18 protein-coding genes are annotated in these 20,969 nt (G+C 71.7%); 10 read left to right on the top strand and 8 right to left on the bottom strand.

Going from position 1 to position 20,969, the window contains the following annotated elements:
* Window positions 1-9: 9 nt before the first annotated feature.
* Window positions 10-687 (bottom strand): HAD family hydrolase, encoded by a 678-nt coding sequence (locus ACFXG1_RS11405; protein ID WP_384721096.1) that lies wholly within the window; start codon window positions 685-687, stop codon window positions 10-12.
* Between the two features lie 27 nt (window positions 688-714).
* Window positions 715-2,082 carry a tetratricopeptide repeat protein gene (locus ACFXG1_RS11410; RefSeq protein WP_384742160.1) on the bottom strand — a complete coding sequence of 456 codons (1,368 nt, stop codon included), beginning with the start codon at window positions 2,080-2,082 and terminating at the stop codon, window positions 715-717.
* A 187-nt stretch (window positions 2,083-2,269) separates the two neighbouring features.
* Between ACFXG1_RS11410 and ACFXG1_RS11415 the strand changes: the two genes are divergently transcribed.
* The 5 genes from ACFXG1_RS11415 (at window position 2,270) to ACFXG1_RS11435 (ending at window position 5,219) form a co-directional block, all read left to right on the top strand.
* Entirely contained in the window at window positions 2,270-2,962 is a 693-nt protein-coding gene (locus ACFXG1_RS11415) for a hypothetical protein (RefSeq protein ID WP_384742162.1), read from the top strand.
* A gap of 16 nt (window positions 2,963-2,978) precedes the next feature.
* Window positions 2,979-3,233, top strand: a complete 255-nt coding sequence (locus ACFXG1_RS11420; RefSeq protein WP_384742164.1) for a hypothetical protein — start codon at window positions 2,979-2,981, stop codon at window positions 3,231-3,233.
* Window positions 3,230-3,439 (top strand): hypothetical protein, encoded by a 210-nt coding sequence (locus tag ACFXG1_RS11425; protein WP_384713437.1) that lies wholly within the window; start codon window positions 3,230-3,232, stop codon window positions 3,437-3,439. The genes ACFXG1_RS11420 and ACFXG1_RS11425 overlap by 4 nt, the downstream gene beginning before the upstream one ends.
* A gap of 120 nt (window positions 3,440-3,559) precedes the next feature.
* Entirely contained in the window at window positions 3,560-4,024 is a 465-nt protein-coding gene (locus tag ACFXG1_RS11430; RefSeq protein WP_384713440.1) for a hypothetical protein, read from the top strand.
* Window positions 4,025-4,508: 484 nt separating this feature from the next.
* Entirely contained in the window at window positions 4,509-5,219 is a 711-nt protein-coding gene (locus tag ACFXG1_RS11435) for a pyridoxal 5'-phosphate synthase (protein WP_384713443.1), read from the top strand.
* A 40-nt stretch (window positions 5,220-5,259) separates the two neighbouring features.
* Here the strand turns inward: ACFXG1_RS11435 and ACFXG1_RS11440 are convergent, their stop codons facing one another.
* Window positions 5,260-6,303 carry a hypothetical protein gene (locus tag ACFXG1_RS11440; protein ID WP_384713446.1) on the bottom strand — a complete coding sequence of 348 codons (1,044 nt, stop codon included), beginning with the start codon at window positions 6,301-6,303 and terminating at the stop codon, window positions 5,260-5,262.
* A gap of 114 nt (window positions 6,304-6,417) precedes the next feature.
* On the opposite strand from ACFXG1_RS11440, the gene ACFXG1_RS11445 reads away from it, so the two are divergent.
* Window positions 6,418-9,123, top strand: a complete 2,706-nt coding sequence (locus ACFXG1_RS11445; protein ID WP_384713449.1) for a helicase C-terminal domain-containing protein — start codon at window positions 6,418-6,420, stop codon at window positions 9,121-9,123.
* A 90-nt stretch (window positions 9,124-9,213) separates the two neighbouring features.
* On the opposite strand, the gene ACFXG1_RS11450 is transcribed toward ACFXG1_RS11445, so the two are convergent.
* Window positions 9,214-9,864 (bottom strand): RloB family protein, encoded by a 651-nt coding sequence (locus tag ACFXG1_RS11450; RefSeq protein ID WP_384713452.1) that lies wholly within the window; start codon window positions 9,862-9,864, stop codon window positions 9,214-9,216.
* Entirely contained in the window at window positions 9,865-11,163 is a 1,299-nt protein-coding gene (locus ACFXG1_RS11455) for an ATP/GTP-binding protein (protein ID WP_384713455.1), read from the bottom strand. It lies immediately after the preceding gene.
* Between the two features lie 237 nt (window positions 11,164-11,400).
* Between ACFXG1_RS11455 and ACFXG1_RS11460 the strand changes: the two genes are divergently transcribed.
* Window positions 11,401-13,065 (top strand): DNA repair helicase XPB, encoded by a 1,665-nt coding sequence (locus ACFXG1_RS11460; protein WP_384713458.1) that lies wholly within the window; start codon window positions 11,401-11,403, stop codon window positions 13,063-13,065.
* A 24-nt stretch (window positions 13,066-13,089) separates the two neighbouring features.
* Here the strand turns inward: ACFXG1_RS11460 and ACFXG1_RS11465 are convergent, their stop codons facing one another.
* Together ACFXG1_RS11465 and ACFXG1_RS11470 are read right to left on the bottom strand one after the other, a co-directional pair.
* On the bottom strand, window positions 13,090-13,536 hold the full coding sequence (locus ACFXG1_RS11465) for a hypothetical protein (protein ID WP_384742168.1): 447 nt from the start codon (window positions 13,534-13,536) through the stop codon (window positions 13,090-13,092).
* A gap of 88 nt (window positions 13,537-13,624) precedes the next feature.
* Window positions 13,625-13,819, bottom strand: a complete 195-nt coding sequence (locus ACFXG1_RS11470; protein ID WP_384719949.1) for a hypothetical protein — start codon at window positions 13,817-13,819, stop codon at window positions 13,625-13,627.
* Window positions 13,820-14,401: 582 nt separating this feature from the next.
* Here ACFXG1_RS11470 and ACFXG1_RS11475 point away from each other — a divergent pair.
* Both ACFXG1_RS11475 and ACFXG1_RS11480 read left to right on the top strand, forming a co-directional pair.
* Complete coding sequence (locus ACFXG1_RS11475; protein ID WP_384742174.1) at window positions 14,402-16,390, top strand: HelD family protein; 1,989 nt, start codon at window positions 14,402-14,404, stop codon at window positions 16,388-16,390.
* A gap of 213 nt (window positions 16,391-16,603) precedes the next feature.
* Entirely contained in the window at window positions 16,604-17,437 is an 834-nt protein-coding gene (locus ACFXG1_RS11480) for a calcium-binding protein (RefSeq protein ID WP_384719951.1), read from the top strand.
* 142 nt (window positions 17,438-17,579) lie between these two features.
* On the opposite strand, the gene ACFXG1_RS11485 is transcribed toward ACFXG1_RS11480, so the two are convergent.
* The gene (locus ACFXG1_RS11485) at window positions 17,580-18,284 is read right to left on the bottom strand and encodes a copper homeostasis protein CutC (protein ID WP_384721028.1); all 705 of its coding nucleotides are present in this window, start codon (window positions 18,282-18,284) and stop codon (window positions 17,580-17,582) included.
* 271 nt (window positions 18,285-18,555) lie between these two features.
* Between ACFXG1_RS11485 and ACFXG1_RS11490 the strand changes: the two genes are divergently transcribed.
* Window positions 18,556-20,832, top strand: a complete 2,277-nt coding sequence (locus ACFXG1_RS11490; protein ID WP_384721025.1) for a heavy metal translocating P-type ATPase — start codon at window positions 18,556-18,558, stop codon at window positions 20,830-20,832.
* Window positions 20,833-20,969: the final 137 nt, after the last annotated feature.

Below are 20,969 nucleotides of genomic sequence, written 5' to 3' on the forward strand. Positions count from 1 at the left end.
ACGACCGGATCAGGCGGTACGGTCCCGCAGCGCCGCGGCCTGCCCGCGCAGCCAGGCGGGGAAGGCCGTCAGATCGTCCAGTACGACATCGGCCCCGGCTTCGAGCAGGTCAGCGGCGGAGCAGGGGCCTGTGGGCACGGCGACGGAGAGCGCTCCGGCGGTCCGGGCCCCGCGGACGTCCCCGGTGTGGTCGCCGACGTACGCCGCCGCGCCGTACTCCCGCAGGGCCTCCGCCTTGCCCTCGGCCCACAGCCAGCCGATCACGGCGTCGGGGACGATCCCGAGGTGCGCGAGGTGCAGCTTCGCGTTGGGCTCGTGCTTGGCGGTGACGACGATCGCCCGCCCGCCGCACTCCCGGACGGCCCGCACGGCGTCGTCGGCGCCGGGCAGGGCGAGGGTGGGCTCGATCGCGTACTCGGGATAGATCTCCCGGTACCGGTCCCCCATGGCCTGAATTCGATCATCGGGAAACCAGTGCGCCAGCTCCTGCTCCAAAGGCGGCCCGAGCCGGGTCACGGCGAGATCGGCGTCGATCCGCACCCCGGTCTCGTGGGCGAGCCGGACGTAGGTGGCGTGAATCCCCGGCCGCGAGTCGATCAGGGTCATATCGAGGTCGAACCCGACGGTGAAGGCGTACGAGTCGTACGAGCCGTCCGCCGGGCCGGAAACGGGGTCCTGGGCGTCCATAACCCCCATTCTGCCGTTCCTTGCGCCCTACACGCGCTTCGCCCCGGACGAGGCCGCCGTCAGCCGGGCGGGGAGCGTGGCCCGTGCCTGTTCATGGAGGTCGCGGGCGTACGCGTTCCCGGTATGCGGCCGGACGAGCCGCACCATGGTCCGCATTCGCTCATCGACCCGCCCGGACTGGACGAGGTGGTATTCGTCGAGCGCGGCCTTCCAGGTGTGGCAGGCGGCTTCGAGGTGGCCGAGCTGGAATTGACGCTCGGCGAGCATCGCACCGTGCAGGACCCGGGTACGCCGATAGACGTCGTAGCGGAGCCGGCTCGATTGAATCAGGGATTCCACGGAGCCTTTGGTGTCCTTGAGTTCGAAGCGCATCTGAGCGACGTGATAGTTGAGGGCGGCGGCGTCATACCGCCCCATGGCGGGCATTTGGCTGTCGGCGCGACTCAGGTCCTGCTCGGCCTCGCTCATCTGCCGGAGCGCCCCTGTTCTGTCACCGGTCATGGCCGCCGCGTGGGCCTGCTGTCCGACAAGGAAGGCCCGCATCCGGGGTCCGGCGGCAGGGGACGCGGCAGCGGCGGCGTTCGCCAAGTCCAGCGCTTTGGAGCCGTGTCCCAGCCCTGCGGCCTGGACGCTCATACCTCGTAACGTCGTGCAGTAGGTGAGGTGGTCCTCCGCCCCGCCCGCGAGTTCCAGCGCCTTCACGTAGTACTGCTGCGCCAGCCCGTGCAGCCCCTCGTCCACCGCCATGTATCCCGCGAGATAACAGAGATCCGAGGCTGCGGACATCATGGCCTTACGCACCCCGGGTCCGGCATCCGCACGCAACGCATCGGCCACGGTGTTCACCAGGATCGTGGCGGCGAGCGGCCGGGCGTGCCGTCCTCCGTACTGATCGTCGAGGTCGGACACCCTGTCGGTCATCGAACGCACCATCTCCACGTCCGCCATGCCGATACGCGCCGACCAGCCGGTCTTGAGCGCCTCGGCCCGCGCGACCACGTCGGGCCATCCCGGAACGGCCAGCGCGACCGAGAAGAGCCCGGCCCCGAGGACTCCGCGACGCGACGAGTCCATGTCATGTCTGCCCAACTCGATCAGCCCCTCCACCAAGTCGACCTCGGTATCCGGTTGCCCGTTTCGGGGCACGGGGAAGCCTGCTTCGGCGTACGTCACAGGCCGGTCGAGCTTCCGGGAGAAGGCTTCGACGACGCACCGGCGGGCCCGCTCCCGGGGAACAGTCCCGCCGAGCCAGTGGGCCACGGCCGACTCGTCGTAGCGGAGCGACATGTTCAGCTCCGCGCCGATCCGGTTCGCCCGGCGCGCCAACTGGGCGTGCGTCCAACCCGATTCGCGAAGGAGTCGCGCCAGCCCCGCGTTCGATTCCCGATCGCCCATGACCCGACCTCCGCACACGCGAAATTCAAGGGTTTCAAGTTCCGCTCACGCCGAAGCGCTACCGCTCAGCGTAGCCGCGCAGTTGCTTAGGGAGAGGGGAGAGCGCTCATCGCCTCCGCCTCATTCACCCACGGAGAGAGCCGAATTCTTGAACAGCAAACTAGCCATCGGGACAGGTTGGGACGGGGTGCGTCAGGTGTTGGACGCGTTGGGGTGCTGGCGGTTGAAGGAGTGGCCGGTCGTCGCCCGGCTGGCGGGGGAGGTGGGGCCGCTGGTGCGGGGCGCCCTGGTCTCGTCCGGGGTGTGGGAGGCGCTTCCCGGGCATACCCGGGCGGCCGTCCACTGGTGTGCGGCGGACGCGCGGGAGATCGGCCGGACCTGGCCCGTCGATGTCGATGCGGAGGCGTACGGGCCCGGGATCACAGCCCTGTGCATGGACGCCGCCCACTTCGCCGCCCTCTACGACCCCCGCGGCGCCGGGCGGTGGCCCGAGGCCGACCCCGACCGTGCCGAACACGCCCTGCACGCGGTCGACATGGCCCGCCAGTGGGGCAACCTCCCCGCCGCCTGGCGAGCAGCCGTCCTCCGGGACCTCCACCACGGCGCCCGCACCCGCCACCCCGAACGCCCCACCCTCACCGAAACCCTCGCGGCGGCGACCGCGTACGCCGAGAAGGGCGAACCACCACCCCTGCCGGACTACATCCACCTGCGCACGATCGACGCGCCCGAACTCGCCCACCGCGTCCGGCGACTCCCCCGCGACTGGCGCGCCGAGACCTTCCGCCGCATCGCCACCGGAACCGACCCACTGACCGTGGAGACCGAGGCCCGCGCCGCGCTCCAACGGTCTCGCCGGGACTCGTCCGGCAGCTCGTAAAAGGAGCTGAACGACCATGCGTGACCGCATCGTTCGCCTACTCGGACAGGCCCTGCGGCTATTGACCCCGTCCCGGTCCGAACCCGGACGGCACACCGCCGAACACCTCACCCGCCCCGACCCCTGGCGCCAACCCTGGACCAGCCCCACCAAAGAACAGGCCCAGGCCATCCTCCACGCACGGGAGCAGGCCACCCGGCCCCGCCGAAAGCTCTACATCCTGCCCCCGGGCACCTACCTCCCCCTCCCACCCGGACTACTCCGCCGATGAACCACGACAGCCTCACCCAGACCCTCCCCCCGCCCACCGACAACCCCTGCGTCATCTGCGGCCGCGCCTCACCCGCCGCCGTCGAAGTCGGCTACCGCGACGGAGAGATCCGCTACGCCTGCCCGCAACACGCCACCACTCCCACCCACGGACCCGTTCCCGACGAGCTGGGTTTCCGCAACGAAACCCGGGAGAGAGTGGTGTGATTTGAGTCACTTCGCATCGGCTCCGCCGTCACCCGCAAGCGCGCGCCGCAATGAAGAGGCGCACCCTGTCGGCGGCCGCTCCTAGACTGGCGTGGCCACCACGAGAGGAAATGATCACAAATGCGCCTCGCACGCTTTCGCGCCTTCGCCCTGGAGACGCTCCGGAATGCGCCGGATATCCGGGAGGTCGAGTCGTGGGACCGCGGGGATCACACCGTCGGTCTGCACGTCACGTTCTCGACGGGGGCGCAGATCTGGGTCGGTATCACTGCGGCGCTCGCCCCGGGTGAGAAGCATGAGAACGCCGAGGCCCCGGTTCACGGCGAGGCTCCGGCGGAGTTGCCGTTCCCGGAATTGTTTCAGGACGGTTCGATCACTCCCGAGCGGGCCAAGCACTACTTCGCCGCCGCCATGGCGAACTCGGGCTGCGACGAGATCGCCCGTGCTTACCCCTACACGGACGACGGCCACCCCGGATTCGGTGTGCACTTCCACAACGGATCCAAGGTCTTTTGCCTGCTCGTACACACCGCCCGGCCGGGACAGTCCCCCGGTAGCAAGTACGAGCTCCAAAAGACCTTCTAGACCCTCCCCGCAGACCGGGAACGGTCGCGCGGCGGAGTGCTCGGCACCACCACATCAGTGCACCACCGACAAAGGAGTCCTGATGGAAGACTGCATGCACCACCGCCCCGGCACTCGCTTCGAACCGGGAATCTGCGAAGGAAACTGTCCCGTGTGCGGGGCGACCGTAGGGTCCTCTCCTGGCTCGCCGACCAGCTCTCACCAGGCCCCGGGCTCACGCGACCTTTGCTCCGGCTCCGGCTCACCGGCGGTCTGACGCCCACACCCTCATGGAACAAAAGTGCCCTCGGCCAACGTCCCGAGGGCACTTTCAGATGCTTGCGGGAAGCCCTCGCGCGAAGCTGTGGACAGCTTCCGTGAGAGTCGGGACCCCGCCCTCCTCCATCAGGTCCCGCGCCAAGGCAGCGCCCAGTTGCCAAGCACGTAATAGTCCCGAACACGTCCCGGCGTCACAACGTTCCCCAACAATGGGATCGAACGACGCATGGCGGATCGGCGATACGGAGGACCGGTGGAGGACAAGGAAAGCGGAGCGGACGGCACCGTACGGGAGTGGCTGCGCGGGCTGGAGGTGTTCGGGGGGCCGTTGGCCGAGTTCGATCCGGCGGGGGCACCGGAGGAGCCCGTGGAGTTGTTTCTCGACTGGCTGCGGGAGGCCGTCGCGGCAGGGGTGCCCGAGGCGCATGCCATGACGTTGTCGACCGTGGGGGCGGACGGGGTGCCCGACGCGCGGGTGCTCATTCTGAAGAACGTCGACAGCGACGGCTGGCAGTTCGCCGTGCACGAGCAGAGCCCCAAGGGGCGTCAGCTGACCGACCGGCCCGGCGCGGCGCTCACCTTCTACTGGCCGCTGCTGGGGCGGCAGGTGCGGGTCCGGGGGCCGGTGGTGGTGGCGGAGGCGGCGGCGAGCGCCGCCGATCTGCTGGCCAGGTCGGTGTCCGCGCGCGCCGAGGTGTTGATGGGGCGGCAGAGCGGGCGGCTGGACGACGAGGCGGAGCGCGCCCGGGAGTTCGCGGCGGCGCGGCGGCGGATCGAGGCGGAGCCGGGGCTGGTGAGCCCCGGCTGGACGCTCCGTACCCTCCGGGCGACGGAGATCGAGTTCTGGCAGGCCGACAAGGACCGGCTGCACGAGCGGCTGCGGTACGAGCGCCCCGGGCCGGACGGCCCGTGGGAGCGCCACCGGCTGTGGCCCTGAGGGGTCTGGGGGCCGCCGGGACGTTGAATCACCCGGCGGCTCAGACCCGACGCGCGCGCCGGATCAGATACAGCGCCGAGACGACCGCCGCCGCGCGCAGCACCCAGGGGCCCGTGTCCGTGAAGGCGTCGCGCATCGCCTCGTCGGGGAGGGGCGCGCCCCAGCGGCCCGTGGCGCGGCCCCAGAGCCAGACCAGGCCCGCCGTGACCGCCGTCGCCGGGATGCCCAGGACCGCGATCTTCGTCTCGGTGGGGCCCAGCCGGCGGGAGCCGTAGGCGATGAGCCAGCCGAGGGCGAGCGCGATCCACGAACCGAGGACCGCGCCGCCGATCAGCAGCAGGGCCGCCACCAGCAGTATCGGGCTGCCCAGTCCGGCGGCCACGGCGACGGCCGCCGCCTTCTCGGGGTCCTTGGCGCGGCGGGAGAGCAGCCTCGGGAGGAGGCCCGGCCGGGTCTCCGGCTCCTCATCGGCCTCCTCCTCGCCCTCTTCTTCCCCGTCGTCCGTCTCTTCTTCGTCGTCGCGCGGCGGGTGCAGTATCTCCGGGATCTCCACCCCGCCGGTGAAACCGCCCACCCGCTCCCCCGCGCCGTACGGCCGCGGCGCGGCGTCCCACCAGTCGGTGTCGCCGGACATGTCGGGGCCCGAGCCGATGGACGGGCCCAGTTCGTCGAGGCCCGCGAGATGGGGCGGCAGACCCGGCGGGGACGCGGGCGGCGGTACGGCGGGGGCGGCGCGGTCCTTGCGCGGGCGGGGGATCAACTTCCGTACCCGCTGGGCCGGGAGCAGGCCCTTGCCCGGCGCGGGAGGTTCCTGGGCGGGTTCGGGGAACAAAGGGGCGGGCGCGGCGCGCGGCGGGGTGTCCGCCGCCTGGTCCACGACCTCGTCGGGGGTACCGAGGCGGCCCAGGATCCGGCGTACCGCCGCCGGACTGTCCGACACCGCACCGGCGCGCTGCCGCTCGATCTCGCCCCGCAGCGACGCCACCAGCTCCATCCGCGCCCCGGAGGGGAGTTGGCGCCGGTGGGCGACGTCGCCGACCCGGCTCAGATAGTCGTAGACGAGCTGTTCGCTCTCGATCCCCACGGACGGTTCCCCTCGCGCGCTCCCCGGACCGGAACCCGCCCGGCGCCACACCGGTCGTGATCCACGCAACGACGGTAGCGCGACCGGGGGACCACAGCGACTACCGTGGGGCGGATGGGGACGAAGCCCGAGGAACCACGCGGCGCGCGCCAGGCCGATCCGTACGACGAACCGACCGATGGCGCAGGAGGCGAGGCGGGGCGCGACCCGGTCGGCGCGGCCGGCCCGTCGCCGGCGCGCGGGGAGCCGCGCACGCTCGCCGACGCGCTGCGCACCGCCGGGGACGCCGAGCTGGCCGCGCTGCTGCGGGCCCGCCCCGATCTGCTGAACCCGGTACCCGGCGATCTGACGCAGCTCGCCACCCGCGCGGGCACCCGGGCGTCCGTCGTCCGGGTACTCGAACGGCTCGACCGGTTCACCCTCCAGACGGCGGAGGCGCTGGCCGTCGTGCCGGATCCGGCGTCGTACGGCGATCTGCTCGCCCTGCTCACCGGTGACGACGGCGAGCACGGCGACCGCGCCGACCCGGCGGTGGCCGCCGCGCTGCCCGGCGCGGTCACGGCGCTGCGCACCCGCGCCCTGGTGTGGGGCGGCGACGACCGGCTGCGGCTGGTGCGCACGGCGCGCGAGCTGCTGGCGCCGTCGCCCTCCCGCCCGTCGCCCACCGGTCTCGGCCCGACGGTCGCCGAGGCGACGTCCGGGATGTCCCCGGGGCGGCTCCAGGAGATCGTCGCGCGGGTCGGACTGCCGTCGACGCACGACCCGGTGTCCGCCGTCGGATCCCTGACGGCGCTCTTCACGGACCGGGAGCGGATGTCCGCGCTCCTCGACACCGCCCCACCGGAGGCGTCCGCGGTCCTCGACCGGCTGGTGTGGGGGCCGCCGTACGGGGAGATCACCGCCGATCCCGCGCCGCCGGTGCGCTGGCTGCGGGACCGGGGCCTGCTGCTGCCCGCGTCCATGCGGACCGTGGTCCTGCCGCGGGAGGCGGCGCTGCATCTGCGGGCGGGCCGCGCCCATCGCGTCGTCGAACCCCGGCCCCCGGAGCTGGTGCCCGCGGCCTCGGTACTGGCCGCCCGTCCACAGGTTGTGGACGGCGCGGCAGCCGGGCAGGCGCTGACCGCCCTGTCGACCGTCGAGGACCTGCTCCAGGAGTGGCACGAGGGCGGCCCGCAGGTACTGCGCGCGGGCGGTCTCTCCGTACGCGACCTCAAGCGCACGGCGGTCGCGCTGGACACCACCGAGCCGGTGGCCGCCTTCTGGCTGGAGCTGGCGTACGCGGCGGGCCTGGTGGCGGCGGACGGCGAGACGGACGAGGCGTACGCGCCGACACCCGCCTACGACGCGTGGCTGGAGCTGCCCGCGCCGCTCCGCTGGGCCCGGCTCGCGGGCGCCTGGCTCACCGCGACCCGGACATCGGCGCTCGTCGGATCCCTCGACGGCAAGGGCCGCACCCTCGCCACCCTGGGGCCAGGTCTCGACCGGTCGGCGGCTCCGGAGGTACGGCGCCGGGTGCTCGAACTCATCGGCGCGCTCCCGCCCGCGACGGCGCCCACCCCGGCGAGCGTCCTGGCCAGGCTCCACTGGGAGCACCCCCTGCGCGGCGCGGACGGCGCCGCGTACGCCGGTACGGGAGCGGGCACGGGCCCTGGCGGCTCCTACGGCGTCGGCGCGACCGATCTCCGCAGCCGCCTCGCCGGCTGGACCCTCTCCGAGGCGGAGTACCTCGGTGTCACCGGCCGCGGCGCCCTCTCCACGCACGGCCGCGCCCTGCTCGGCCTCCCGGAGCCGGGCACGCCCGGTCACGACACCGGCCCCGACACCGGCACCGCCCCCGAGGACCTCCCGCGGACCGTCCCCGACGAACTGCTGCGCGCCGCGGCCGACGCGCTCGCGCCCAATCTGCCCGAGCCGCTCGACCACGTACTCCTCCAGGCCGATCTCACCGCCGTCGCCCCCGGCCCGCTGCGGCGGCCGCTCGCCGAGACCCTCGCCGTCCTCGCGGACGTCGAGTCCAAGGGCGGGGCGACCGTCTACCGCTTCACACCCGGCTCCGTACGACGGGCGCTCGACGCCGGGCGGACCGCCACCGATCTGCACACCTTCCTCGCCCTGCACTCCCGTACCCCGGTACCGCAGCCCCTCGGCTACCTCATCGACGATGTGGCCCGCCGCCACGGGCACCTCCGGGTCGGCGCCGCGTCCTCGTACGTCCGCTGCGACGACGACGCGATCCTGGGCGAGATCGTCGCCGACAAGCGGTCCGCCGGGCTCCGGCTGCGCAGGCTCGCGCCCACTGTCCTGGCCTCCGCCGCCGACCCCTCGACCCTGCTGGCCGGGCTCCGGTCCATGGGCTTCGCCCCGGCCGCCGAGTCCTCCGACGGCGATGTGCTGATCGCCCGCGCCCACGCCCGCCGTACGCCGCCCCGCACACCCCCCGCCCCGGTGCCGGAGGGCCCGCCCGTCCCGAACCCGACCCTGCTCGGCGCCGCCGTGAAGGCGATCCGCGCGGGCGACCTCGCGGCCACCGTCGCCCGCAAACCGACCGGCCCCGAACCCACCGCCGCCACCCCGTCCGCCCCCGGCGGCCTCCCGCGCACCTCCGCCGCCGAGACCCTGGCCACCGTCCAGGCCGCCGTGATGACCGGCTCCCCCGTCTGGATCGGCTACGTCAACGCGGAAGGCGCCGCCAGCCAGCGCGTCCTCGCCCCGGTCCGGGTGGAGGGCGGCTTCGTCACGGGCTACGACCACACCGCCGACGAGGTCCGCACCTACCCGCTCCACCGGATCACGGGGGTCGCCGAACTCGCCGACGAATGAGCCCGGCCGACGCGAGGGGCGGCGGCAGGAACGGCGGCAGAAAGAGTCTTGTCACGGCACGGGCGGGCAGCGAGCCCGGCCGTGCTCCCCTCAGGGACGTATCCGGGCCTCGCGCAACTGCTCTACGAGAATGTCCACATCCGTCCACGGGTTGGCCCGATGCCCCTGATCGCTCCTGCCCCGCAGACCGAGCGCCCGCCGCCTGGCCTCGTCGTACCGGGTTCCGGTCGTACCACCACGGAGCTGGTCGTAATCAAGATGCTTCCGCCCGGCCGAGTAGCCGCACTCGGCCGTCTTCTCCAGCGCGGTCTGCGCGGCAGCCGATGTCTGGTAGGCCGCGACCTCCCGGACGTACAGCAGCAGCCAGAGCTCGAAGCAGGGGTTGGACACGGCCAGCTTCACCCCGGCCCGGCGGGCGAGGGACACGGCCTCGTCGAACGAGGGGTGCGGACGTGGCGCCTCGACATCCACGACGCACCACACCTCGTCGTAGGGCGTGTGGCGGTCGGCCGCCGACCGGGGCGCCCGTTCCATGTGCTTGATGGCCGACCGGACCAGGGACTTCGGTTCCCCGTGATCACCGCCGAGGCACACCGTCACGGGCAGCGACTTCAGCTCTCCTCGCGCCAGACCCTTGAAGTACTGGACCTCCGTGCACTCGCCTTCGCAGTAGATCAGGAACCTGCGCTGCTCGGACCGCCAACTGGCGGCCCGTTGTAACGGCCTCCCCCGACGCCCCATCTACGCCCCTCCGACTGCCCCGGAAATCTCGCGCATCACATCATCGTCCAGAAAGGGAATCGCCCCGTAACGCCCGGCCAGATATCGCTTCTCCGTATTGTCCAGCGGGTCGCGCACATGGAACTCGGTCAGCGGAAAGAGCCGAGTGGCCAGAGTGTCGGGATCCTTCTCCGTGAACCACACCTGGTCCCGGTAGATCTCGGTCCGGACATTCCGCCCCAGAAGGGCGGCCTCATGCGTGCTGAAAATCAGCTGTGCCCCGTTCCGATTGATTTCGGGGGACTGGAACATCCCGACGAGCGCGTCCACGAGGTATGGATGGAGCCGCGCGTCGAGTTCGTCGACGCACAGCACCGCCCCCTGGGTCAGAGCCGTGAGCACGGGCCCCATGAGACCGATCCAGGTACGGGTACCGCTGGACTCCTCGGCCAGATCCAACGGGAAGACCCCCTCCTCGGTGCGGTGCTCCACCCGCACCGGCCCCGGCGGCGCCTCCACTCTTACGCGCTCTCCGAGCACATCCCTCATCGCTTCGGTGACCCGCCGGTAGTCCTCCATGAGGCGCTCGTCGGGTTCCATGACCTCAAGACCGGAAACCCCCAGATCCGCGAAGGAGAGCAGATGCGCGACGGGCCCCGGCTCGTTCTGTTCCCGGTCACGGAGCAGAAGCTGGACCGTCTGGTCCAGCCGGCTTCTGAAGTTCAGGTCCGTGGCCAGCATCAGCCCCGACTGGAACCAGCGGAACACCTCGCCGAGCTGATCGTGCCCCTGGGCCGCGGCGACGGAGAGATAGAGGCTGTTCGGCCGGAGAAGCTCGGAAATAACCTTCTTCCGCCCCGTGAGGGAACGGCCGAAAGCGACCTCGTCGCCTTTCCGCTCGTACAGCCGGTTCGCCTTGCGTTCCGGATAGCAGTAGAGCCATTCCTCGGTCACCCGGTCGTCGTCGACGGAGAAGCCGTACTCGTGCCGCACTCCGTTCAGGGCGAAATCCATGGTGAACGAGGTCGGCCAGTCCGCCGCGTCCCGGCGCAGCGCGAAGGGCCGACGCGGCACCCCACCGCTCGGATCCCAGCGCCGGAAGGACGACAGAACGGCGCGTCGCATCCACCGGATCGCGTCGATCACGTTGGACTTGCCGGACGCGTTCGTCCCGTAGACCGCCGCGACGGGCACCGCGCGGTGCCCGCCTCTGGTGAGCTCCTGCTCCGCCCGTTCGGGGTGACGGTCGGACGCAACCAGGGACAGCTCCTGCTCATCACGGAGCGACGCGTGGTTGGTCACCTGGAACCGAAGCAACATGGCAACCTCCTCAAGCGTTTTTACCTGCCGTCCAAAGGACCATCTCGTCAAAATTTGACGATACAAGCCAGTAGCCGCAACAGCCAGGTCCTTCACCCGGTCGAGTGCCGCTGTGTGTGGTTTCCGGCCACAAGCCCCCGCGCGCCGGACCCGGCCCCCTGTCGACCGCGCATACGGCACACTGAAAGTTTGGCTGCCCCATCCGGGGAGTCGCCTGCCCGAAGGGATGCGTACCAGGTGAACGGCCCACTCATCGTCCAAAGCGACAAGACCCTCCTGCTGGAGGTCGACCACGAGCGGGCCGATGCCTGCCGTCGTGCCATCGCGCCCTTCGCCGAGCTGGAGCGGGCGCCCGAGCACATCCACACGTACCGCATCACCCCGCTCGGGCTGTGGAACGCCCGGGCCGCCGGGCACGATGCCGAGCAGGTCGTGGACGCGCTCGTCGAGTACAGCCGGTATCCGGTGCCGCACGCGCTGCTGGTCGACGTCGCGGAGACCATGGCCAGGTACGGGCGGCTGACGCTCTCCAAGCACCCCGTGCACGGGCTGGTGCTCACCAGCAACGACCGGCCGGTGCTGGAGGAGATCCTGCGGTCCCGGAAGGTCCAGCCGCTGGTGGGGACGCGGATCGACGAGGACACCGTGGTCGTGCATCCGTCCGAGCGGGGGCAGATCAAGCAGACGCTGCTCAAGCTGGGCTGGCCCGCCGAGGACCGGGCCGGGTACGTGGACGGGGAGGCGCACCGGATCGATCTCGACGAGACGGGCTGGGCCCTGCGGCCGTACCAGCGGCAGGCCGTCGAGGGGTTCTGGCACGGCGGGTCGGGTGTCGTGGTGCTGCCGTGCGGCGCGGGGAAGACGCTGGTCGGGGCCGGGGCGATGGCGCAGGCGAAGGCCACGACCCTGATCCTGGTGACCAATACGGTCTCCGCCCGGCAGTGGAAGCACGAGCTGGTGAAGCGGACGTCGCTGACCGAGGACGAGATCGGCGAGTACAGCGGTACGAAGAAGGAGATCCGCCCGGTCACCATCGCCACGTACCAGGTGCTGACCACCAAGCGGAAGGGGATCTATCCCCATCTGGAGCTGTTCGACTCCCGGGACTGGGGGCTGATCCTCTACGACGAGGTGCATCTGCTGCCCGCGCCCGTCTTCAAGTTCACCGCCGACCTCCAGGCCCGGCGCCGGCTCGGTCTGACGGCGACCCTGGTCCGGGAGGACGGCCGGGAGTCCGACGTCTTCTCCCTCATCGGCCCGAAGCGGTTCGACGCGCCGTGGAAGGAGATCGAGGCGCAGGGGTACATCGCCCCGGCGGACTGTGTGGAGGTACGGGTCAATCTGACGGACTCGGAGCGGCTGGCGTACGCCACCGCCGAGACCGAGGAGAAGTACCGCTACTGCGCCACCACCGCTACCAAGCGGAAGGTGACGGAGGCGCTGGTGGCCAAGCACCAAGGCGAGCAGACGCTGGTCATCGGGCAGTACATCGACCAGCTGGACGAGCTGGGCGAGCATCTGGACGCGCCGGTGATCAAGGGTGAGACGTCCAACGCCCAGCGGGAGAAGCTCTTCGAGGCGTTCCGGCAGGGCGAGATCTCGGTCCTGGTCGTGTCGAAGGTGGCCAACTTCTCCATCGACCTGCCGGAGGCGACGGTCGCCATCCAGGTCTCGGGCACCTTCGGCTCCCGCCAGGAGGAGGCCCAGCGGCTCGGCCGGGTGCTGCGGCCCAAGGCGGACGGGCACGAGGCGCGCTTCTACTCGGTCGTCGCCCGCGACACCATCGACCAGGACTTCGCCGCCCACCGGCAGCGGTTCCTGGCCGAGCAGGGGTACGCCTACCGGATCATGGACGCGGACGATCTGCTGAGCGGCGGCGCGGCGGAGTCGCGGAGCGACTGACGGTTGCCGGTCCCGGCCGAAGCGTCAGCCGTCCGCCGCGACCAGTACCGGGGCGAGGAACGTCAGGACGTACTGGAGCGTGACAAGGGTGCCGCGTACCGTGTTCGGCATGCCGTCGCGCGGTACGACAGCGGCGATCACCCCGGTGAGACCGGCGGGGATCAGCACCTTCATTCCGGCGTCGACCAGCGGGCCGGCACGCTGGTCGCTCTGGTAAGCGTCGAGGTAGGCGAGCAGGACGGAGAGGAAGCAGGCGCCGAGGAAGAGCAGCAGGCCGACGGCGGCCATGACCCGGAGCGCGCCAGCGTTGGCGTTGGTGGCGGAGTCGGTGGCAGAGGATTCGGTGGAGGAGTCCGGTGCGGTGGAGTCGGCCCGTGCGCGGGCCGGCTGCGGCTCGGTCTCGGTCTCGGTCTCGGTCTCGGTCTCGGTCTCGGTCTCGGTCTCGGTCTCGGTCTCGGTCTCGGTCGGCATGGTGTCCAGTCAAGACGCCGGCGGGGGCGGCGCGCCTCCGTCCCGGCGCTCAAAGCCGTAGGTACGGGTACTCAGGCCCCGGCCCGGCTCAGTTGCGGCGGACGCCCGCCGCCTCCGCGTCGTAGTCGCCGAGCACCGCGACGCTGAAGATCGCCGAGGCGAACACCTTGACCGCTCGCAGCGCGCCGCCCGCGCGGTGCCCGGAGTGCGCCGCGTCCGTGGCCGTGGCGCCGTGGCGGGGGCCGGGGACCTGGACCGAGGAGGTGAGAGTCGTCGTCGTCATGTGTCCATGGTGCTCTTCCGCCCCTGGTCAGCGCATCGGCCGCACGTTGTAACCCGTACCCCTCCGTTCTCCGACTCCGGGTATAAGGGTGACCCCCGGCAGGCGGCACTTCGGGAGGAGGCCGGGCGCCGCCGCGTCATCCCTCAGTCGACGCCCCTCATCCTCAAGGACGGTGACCGACCCTGAGAGGCGCCCGGTCCCCCGGCCGTCGGAAGCCCGCGGAGAAAGCATTCGCCGCCCGGCCCGGCCCTGACTAGACTGCGCCGTTCCCCGCCTCCGCCTCAGGAGCGCCGCCGCCCGGACGGAAACCGGCCGGCTCCCGGCATACCCGCCCCCACCCGGCGTCTTCCCGCCCGTGACGGGTCGTCCGTATGCCCGTGCCGTACATCCGACCCGTCCGCTCGCGGCGTCCCGCCGCGCGCCGCCGCACCCGTCCGGAGGCCCACCGTGTCCGCGCCCGTACCCCCGCCCGCCGTCCCCGGGGCCGACCCCGAGCACCCCGGGGGCGCCGGCCCCGCGCCCGGTGGCGCCCTCGACCGCGAGCGCGCCCATCTCGCGGCCTCCCGCTCGGCCCTGAGGACGATGCGGGAGGAGGTGGAGGCGCTCGACATCCGCGACGTCGCGGCGAACTGGGTCAACAAGCAGGCGCTGGAGGCCAGGACCGAGCTGCGGATCAAGGAGCTGGCCGATCTCGCCCACACCCCCCTCTTCTTCGGCCGGCTCGGCTACGAGGGCGGCGAGCACGGGGGCCACGACTTCTACATCGGCCGCCGCCATGTCCACGACGGGACCGGCGAGCCGATGGTGCTGGACTGGCGGGCCCCGGTCTCCCAGCCCTTCTACCGGGCGACCCGCACCGACCCCCTGGACGTCGATCTCCGCCGCCGCTTCGGCTACACGGCCGGTGAGCTGACCGCGTACGAGGACGAACGGCTCGGCACCCCCGGTACCGGCCCGGATACCGGATCCCGGACCAGCCGGCTGCTCCAGGCCGAGATCGAGCGCCCCCGTGTCGGCCCGATGCGGGACATCGTCGCCACCATCCAGCCCGAACAGGACGAGATCGTCCGCGCGTCGCTCGGCGGCACCGTCTGCGTACAGGGCGGCCCCGGTACCGGGAAGACCGCCGTCGGCCTGCACCGGGTGGCGTACCTCCTCTACGCGCACCGGGAGCGGCTGGCCCGTACCGGCACTCTCGTCATCGGCCCCAACCGCTCCTTCCTCCACTACATCGAGCAGGTCCTGCCCGCCCTCGGCGAACTCGACGTCGCCCAGGCGACCGTGGCCGAACTCGTCTCCCATGTGGAGGTGCGGGGCGCCGACTCCCCCGCCGCCGCCGTCGTCAAGGGCGATGCCCGGATGGCGGAGGTGCTGCGCCGCGCCCTGCGGTCGTACGTCACCGCGCCGACCGAGCCGGTGGTCGTCGAGCGGGGTTCGCGGCGCTGGCGGATCCCGGCGTACGAGATCGCCGAGATGGTGGACGAGCTGCTGGCGCGGGACATCCGGTACGCCGCCGCGTCCGAGGCCCTGCCGCAGCGGATCGCCCACGCGGTCCTGGTCCGGATGGAGGAGTCCGGGGAGGCGCCCGACGACCGGGTGCAGGACGCGGTGGCCCGGCATCACGCGGTGAAGGCGGCCGTCAAGGCGATCTGGCCGAAGGCCGACCCCCTCAAGCTGGTGCTGCGGCTGCTCTCCGAACCGGACTTCCTCGCCGCGCACGCCGAGGGGCTGCTCGACGACGACGAGCAGCGGGCGATCCTGTGGGCGAAGCCCGCGCGGTCCGTACGGTCGGCCAGGTGGTCGGCGGCGGACGCCGTCCTGGTGGACGAGGCGACGGATCTCGTCCGGCGCACCCCGTCCCTCGGCCATGTCGTCCTCGACGAGGCGCAGGACCTGTCCCCGATGCAGTACCGGGCAGTGGGGCGGCGCTGTACGACGGGTTCGGCGACCGTGCTCGGCGATCTCGCGCAGGGGACCACGCCGTGGGCGACGGGGAGCTGGGAGGAGGCGCTGACCCATCTGGGCAAGCCGGACGCGTTGGTGGAGGAGCTGACGGCCGGTTTCCGGGTGCCGCGCGAGGTGATCGCGTACGCCTCCCGGCTGCTGCCGTTCATGTCCCCCGGGCTGACGGAGGTGTCGTCGGTCCGTGAGGCGCCGGGGTCGCTGGAGGTCCATGGGATCCCCGGTGGTGAGGAGGCGGCGGTGGAGAATCTCGACGCGGCGGTCGTGGCGGCCTGCCGGGCGGCGCTGCTGCGCGAGGGGTCGATCGGCCTGATCGCGGCGGATGTACGTGTCCCCGCGCTGGCCGCCGCGTTGTCGGCGGCGGGTCTCGCGCATCTCGACCCGGGCGACGAGACGACCGCCGGGTCCCGGCTGACGCTGGTGCCCGCGTCGCTGGCGAAGGGTCTGGAGTACGACTACGTGGTCCTCGACGACCCGGCGTCCGTGGTCGCGGGCGAGCCGGACGAACGGACCGGGCTGCGGCGGCTGTACGTGGTCCTGACGCGCGCGGTCTCGGGGCTGACGGTGATCCACCGGCAGCCGCTGCCGGGCCAGTTGGCCGCCGTCTGAGCCAGGCCGTCGCACCGCCGGCTTTCCGGACCGGGCCCGCCCGGCGTGGGGACGTATCGCACCGCCCCCGTTCCCGGATCGGGCGCCGGGATGCAACCATTCACCCGTTCGGGGGGTCGGACCTCCCGAATCACAGACCCTGGGTACGGCGGGGCGGGGCGGAGCGCGCCGCCCCGTCTCCGTACCCCGATGAATTCACAAACTGGGGAACATATGCGCATACGTGCATCCATCGCCGCCGTCACCGGCGCCCTGGCGCTGACCGGGCTTCTCGCCCCGCACGCCGTCGCCGAGGACTCGTCCCGCAAGGACCGTACGGGCACCTTCGAGAAGGCCGGTACGTCCGGTGTCTCCGCCCGTTCCGCCAAGGCGGCGGCGGAAGGCCCGACCGTGAGCAAGGTCGTGGTCAACGGGGGCAAGCCGCTCGTCGTCGGTCTCGCCGACAAGCCCGTCCGCGCGACCTTCACCGTGAAGGCGCCGGACACCATCGGATTCGTGGACGCCGAGCTGTGGGGCGGCACCACCTACTCCGAGACCAACCCGTGGGTTCCCGTCGACGGCTTCAAGAGCTGCTCGGGCACCTCGGCCAACTGCGTCGCCGACTTCCTGGTGATGCCCAAGATCGACCTCCACAACAAGGCCGGGGGCCACTGGAACTTCGCCCTCGCCGTCTTCGACGGGGGAACCGGTGAGTACGTCAACGACAAGGCCGGAAAGCTCACCCTCCTGCGTCACACCAAGCTCACCGTGAACGCGGGTCCCGAGCCGGTGAAGAAGGGCAAGACGCTCACCGTCGACGGCCAGCTGCGGATCGTGAACTGGGACCGGAACACCTACACGGGGTACATCAACCACACCGTGTACCTGGAGTTCCAGAAGAAGGACGGGAAGACCTACACACCGGTCAAGACGCTGAAGACCGACAAGGCGGGCAACGTCAGGACCACGGTCAAGGCGTCGGCCGACGGGTACTGGCGACTGCGGTACGCCGGTACGGGGACGGTCGCGCCGATCACCTCGACGGCGGACTTCGTCGACGTCCGCTGACCCCGGACACCCGCTCCTCCGGCGTCCCCCGACCAAGGACGTCCGCGCCCGCCCGCTGAACACGAAGGCCGCTTCCCGGTGGACAACCGCCGGGAAGCGGCCTTCGTCGCCGGAGCCGTACCGGCTCAGGCGTCGTAACGGCTCAGGCGTCCGAGTCGATCGCCGTCCGCCATTCCCGTACGGCGTCGGCGCTGACCGGCCCCGCCCAGCCGCCGGGGCGCGCGGCCCCGCCGATGTGGAAGGCGTCGATCCCGGCGGCGCGCAGGGCCTGGACGTGGTCGAGCCTGAGCCCGCCGCCGACCAGCAGCCGCTGCTCGTATCCCGGCTCGGTACGGCGCCCGGCCTCGGCGATCAGGGTGTCCAGGCCGGCGTCGACCCCGGCGGCGGACCCGGCCGTGAGATAGGTGTCGAGTCCGGGCAGGTCGGCGAGCTGCTTGCGGAGCGCGTCCCGGTCGGTGGCCCGGTCGATCGCCCGGTGGAAGGTCCACGAGCAGCCGGAGATCACCGCCAGCAGCCGCTCGACGGTGACCAGGTCCGGATGGCCGTCGGCGTCGAGGAAGCCGAGGACGAATTCGTCCGCGCCCTCCTCGCGCAGCCCGGCGGCGGCCTCCACCAGCGCCCGTACGTCCTCGGGCGAACCGGCCGCGAAACCGTCGGCGAGCCGCAGCATCACCCGCAGCGGGATGTCCACGGCGGCACGGATCCGCGCGAAGGTCTCCCGGGGCGGGGTCAGCCCGTCCGCCGCCATGTCCGTGACCAGCTCCAGCCGGTCCGCGCCACCGGACTGGGCCGCGACGGCGTCGGCGGCGTCCAGAGCGATCACCTCCAGAAGCCCACGGTTACTCATGTGACCCATTCCTCCAGGTGGTGGCGGTGACGGCTGGACCCACGACAGGTCTAGTCCAATAGCTCAGCCTAGTCCGCGGGTTTCCGGGGCGCATCAGCGGGCGGATGAGAGTTCGGCGGCGGTGGCCGGTTCGCGCCCCCACCCCTGGCTTGCGCGCCTCCCCCGCCGGGAAAACCCTCGCGCCACTTGCGTGCACATACCCAGGGGGGGTATATATAGATCCAGACGGGATACCCTGTAGGGGTATTAAGCAGCCGGACCGGGAGGAAGCATGGCGCACACGGCCACCCATAACCAAGAGGTGGAGCTCGCGATCGGCGGGATGACCTGCGCCTCCTGTGCCGCGCGGATCGAGAAGAAGCTCAACCGCATGGAGGGCGTGGAGGCGACCGTCAACTACGCCACCGAGAAGGCGCGGGTCACCTTCACCGACGGCATCAGCGTCAAGGACCTGATCGGCACGGTCGAGGCGACGGGCTACACCGCAGCCCCGCCGAAGCCGAAGCAGCAGTCCGCCGCGTCCGCCGACGGCGGCGCGGGGGCGCCGGGCGCCGAGGAGGAAGAGGACGATCCGGAGCTGCGGACGCTGCGCGAGCGGCTGATCACGGCCCTGGTCCTCTCCGTCCCGGTGATCGCGATGGCGATGATCCCGGCGCTCCAGTTCCAGTACTGGCAGTGGCTGTCGCTCACGCTCGCCGCCCCGGTCGTCGTCTACGCGGGCTGGCCGTTCCACCGGGCCGCCTGGAAGAACGCCCGGCACGGCGCCGCGACCATGGACACGCTGATCTCGGTCGGCACGGTCGCCGCGTTCATCTGGTCCCTGTACGCGCTCTTCTGGGGCCACGCCGGATATCCCGGCATGACCCACCCCTTCGAGCTGACCATCCAGCGCAGCGACGGCGCCTCCAACATCTATCTGGAGGCCGCGGCGGGCGTCACCACCTTCATCCTCGCCGGGCGCTACTTCGAGGCCCGGTCGAAGCGCAAGGCCGGCGCGGCCCTGCGGGCCCTGATGGAGCTGGGTGCCAAGGAGGTCACCGTCCTCCGCGACGGCGAAGAGGTCCGGGTACCGACCAACGAACTGAAGGTCGGCGACCACTTCCTGGTCCGTCCCGGCGAGAAGATCGCCACCGACGGCATCGTGATCGAGGGCTCGTCCGCCGTGGACGCGTCCATGCTGACCGGCGAGTCCGTCCCGATCGAGGTGTCCCCCGGCGACGGGGTCACCGGCGCCACCCTGAACGCGGGCGGCCGGCTGGTCGTCGAGGCGACCCGGATCGGCTCCGACACCCAGCTCGCCCGGATGGCCAAGCTGGTCGAGGACGCGCAGACCGGCAAGGCCGCCGCCCAGCGGCTCGCCGACAAGATCTCCGGCGTCTTCGTGCCGATCGTGATCCTGCTGTCCATCGGCACCCTCGTCACCTGGCTCGCGCTGGGCGAGGGCTGGGCGGCGGCGTTCACCGCGGCCGTCGCCGTACTGATCATCGCCTGCCCCTGCGCCCTGGGTCTGGCCACGCCGACCGCCCTCATGGTCGGTACGGGCCGCGGCGCCCAGTTGGGCATCCTGATCAAGGGTCCCGAGGTGCTGGAGTCCACCCGCCAGGTGGACACCGTCGTCCTCGACAAGACCGGCACCGTCACCACCGGCAAGATGGCGCTCCTCGGTGTGCACACCGCCGACTCGGCCGGCGAGGACGAGGTCCTGCGTCTGGCGGGCGCTCTGGAGAACGCCTCCGAGCACCCGATCGCCCAGGCCGTCGCGGCCGGGGCGGTGGAGAAGGTCGGGAAGCTCCCGGCGCCGGAGGACTTCGCCAACATCCCCGGACTCGGTGTCCAGGGTGTCGTCGACGGGCACGCCGTGCTCGTGGGCCGGGAGAAGCTGCTGGCCGAGTGGGAGATCCGGCTCCCCGATGGTCTGAAGCGGGCCAAGGACGAGGCCGAGGCCCGGGGCCGTACCGCCATCGCGGTCGCCTGGGACGGCGAGGCGCGGGCCGTGCTGGAGGTCGCCGACGCGATCAAGGAGACCAGTGCCGAGGCCATCACCCGGCTGCGGGCCCTGGGCCTCAAGCCGATCCTGCTCACCGGTGACAACGAGGCCGTGGCGAAGGCCGTGGCCGCCGAGGTCGGCATCGACGAGGTGATCGCCGAGGTCATGCCGGAGGACAAGGTCGACGTGGTCAAGCGCCTCCAGGCCGAGGGCCGGAGCGTGGCGATGGTCGGCGACGGCGTCAACGACGCGGCGGCGCTGGCCCAGGCCGACCTCGGTCTGGCGATGGGCACGGGTACGGACGCGGCGATCGAGGCGAGCGACCTGACCCTGGTCCGGGGCGATCTGCGGGTGGCGGCGGACGCGATCCGGCTGGCCCGCAGGACGCTCGGCACGATCCAGTCCAACCTGTTCTGGGCCTTCGTCTACAACGTGGGCGCGCTGCCGCTGGCGGCGATGGGCATGCTCAGCCCGATGATCGCGGGAGCGGCGATGGCCTTCTCCTCGGTCTTCGTGGTCGGCAACAGCCTGCTGCTGCGGCGCTTCAAGGCCGTGTCGTAGGAGGTCGCGGGAGAGCGGGAGGGCATACGGAAGGGGGCCCCGGGGCGCGGATAGCCCCCGGGCCCGGGGGAGATAAAAAAAAAAAAAAACCCCAAAAAATGGTGGATAGAGTATTTCGGGATGATGGTGTTATTTGT

This window comes from Streptomyces sp. NPDC059248, assembly GCF_042753905.1.
Lineage (GTDB): Bacteria > Actinomycetota > Actinomycetes > Streptomycetales > Streptomycetaceae > Streptomyces.